Genomic DNA, 2,001 nt, shown 5'->3' on the forward strand with positions numbered 1-2,001 from the left:
GGCACTAGGAGATGGTTTGGATCCTCAAAATTCTGACAATTCAAAGGATAATGATACTCAGAATGATGAAATCGAGCCTGAACTGACCTTGATCCTACTGGGTCACGATACAAGAACTCGAGACTTTATCGACGAAGGACTTCCTAGCCTGAATCTTCCTAATTACAGAGTGATGGAAGTTGGCAGTGTTGATGCACAAATTGACTGGGCTGAAGCGGGATTTGGCGTTGCCATCATTCCTGAGTTCGCTATATCGACCAAGCCACACCTCAAATCGAAAGTCACACCACTACTTAACTTCTCTAGCACTAGCCTTGGTTACATTGTCAGGCAGAACCAGGTGTTGTCGAAAGCCACAAAGCAACTTTTAGGATGGGTGAATGATGAGATTACATTGCTACAAAAAGGCGTTGATTAGCGTCGCAGCAAACTCGCATAACAACCAATAAACGATTCTGAGCCCACTGTATGTGGGCTTTTTTGTCGCTGCCATATACGTCACAGGAAATACCGCATTGACAATGTTTGATTATCAAACTAAATTTAGCGATATTGATTTGATGATCAAACTACTTGTTCATCAAAGTAGTTTGACTGATCAGTGACATCAACTTTGAGCATAAGACTAAGGACACCATTTTGAGCTTTACAACCCATCACCAACACAACTTCACTTCACATAACAGCCAAGGTGAAAAGCGCACTTTCTATGTCCTGTTACTGACTGTCACGACCATGTTTATCGAAATCATCGCAGGTACTGTGTATGGCTCGATGGCATTGCTTGCAGATGGTTGGCACATGGGGACACACGCAGCAGCGTTTGGCATCACTTTGTTTACTTATCGCTATGCAAGAAAACATGCTGATAGTGCTCGTTTCTCTTTTGGTACAGGTAAAGTGAGTGTGCTAGGGGGCTACACCAGCGCTATTGCTTTGGGGATTGTGGCTCTGTTGATGCTGGTGGAATCGGTGCATCGTTTGTTCAACCCTCAAACCATTCAATTTAACGAAGCAATTATCGTCGCTTGTATCGGTCTTACAGTGAATGTGGTTAGTATGTTCTTGTTGGGAGATCACCATCACGACCATGATCATGGACACGCTCACGGGCATTCGCATGGTCACTCACATAGCTATGAAGATACGCATCATCATAGTCACACCGGCCATCATCATGATCACAATCTGCGCGCTGCGTATATGCACGTTTTGGCGGATACGCTAACGTCGTTACTTGCAATTGTGGCACTGCTGTTTGGTAAGTTTTATGGTTGGAACTGGTTAGATGCAGTGATGGGGATGGTCGGCGCGCTGGTTATTGCTAAGTGGACTATGAACCTTATGAAACAGACTAGCCCAATCTTACTCGATGAAAATATCCACCAGGAATACCGTGACTCGGTGATCGAAACGTTATCGCCTTATGCTTTCGTTACAGATTTTCATATGTGGAAGGTGAGTGGTCATCATTATTCAGCAGCGATTACTCTTGAATCAATCAGTGATAAATCCGTTTCTGAATATAAACAAATGCTCGCCAAGTTTGATAAGATAAATCATCTTACTCTTGAAGTGCACTCAAACGGCCATGCAAAACATAGAACAGCTTAACCAAATATTGACTGAGTTCTACGACAAAATGTCTTCGTGGGAACAATCCGTTGTTAAAGAAACGGGTTACTCGCTCGCACAGGTCCATACGATTGAAGTATTGGGCATGCATGGCGCGCTAAGAATGAAAGAGCTTGCTGAAAAGCTTGGTATCACAACAGGCACGCTTACTGTTCAAATTGAGAAGCTGGTAAAAGCAGAGTTGATTGAACGTCATGAGCACCCAACTGATCGACGAGCAATTGTGGTTGCTTTGACTGGTGAAGGGCAAAAGATCCACGTTCACCATAACCAACTTCACCTAAATCTCGTCAATGAGCTAACCCAAGGCATAGAAGAACAAGACAAAGCGGTGCTATTGAAGTGCTTAACTCAAATGGTGAAAGC

At 43.7% G+C, this 2,001-nt stretch carries 3 protein-coding genes; all 3 read left to right on the forward strand.

The annotated features are described in order from the left end of the window. Window positions 1-418 (forward strand): substrate-binding domain-containing protein (locus tag BCT81_RS25340; RefSeq protein ID WP_198596959.1); only part of this gene is annotated, 418 nt, incomplete at its 5' end. Between the two features lie 221 nt (window positions 419-639). Further along, the gene (dmeF, locus tag BCT81_RS25345) at window positions 640-1,614 is read left to right on the forward strand and encodes a CDF family Co(II)/Ni(II) efflux transporter DmeF (protein ID WP_102426255.1); all 975 of its coding nucleotides are present in this window, start codon (window positions 640-642) and stop codon (window positions 1,612-1,614) included. Beyond that, a partial coding sequence (locus tag BCT81_RS25350; protein WP_102426256.1) for a MarR family transcriptional regulator occupies window positions 1,592-2,001 on the forward strand: 410 nt, incomplete at its 3' end. The genes dmeF and BCT81_RS25350, both read left to right, overlap by 23 nt.

This window comes from Vibrio sp. 10N.261.52.A1, from assembly GCF_002876325.1.
GTDB classification, from domain to species: domain Bacteria; phylum Pseudomonadota; class Gammaproteobacteria; order Enterobacterales; family Vibrionaceae; genus Vibrio; species Vibrio chagasii.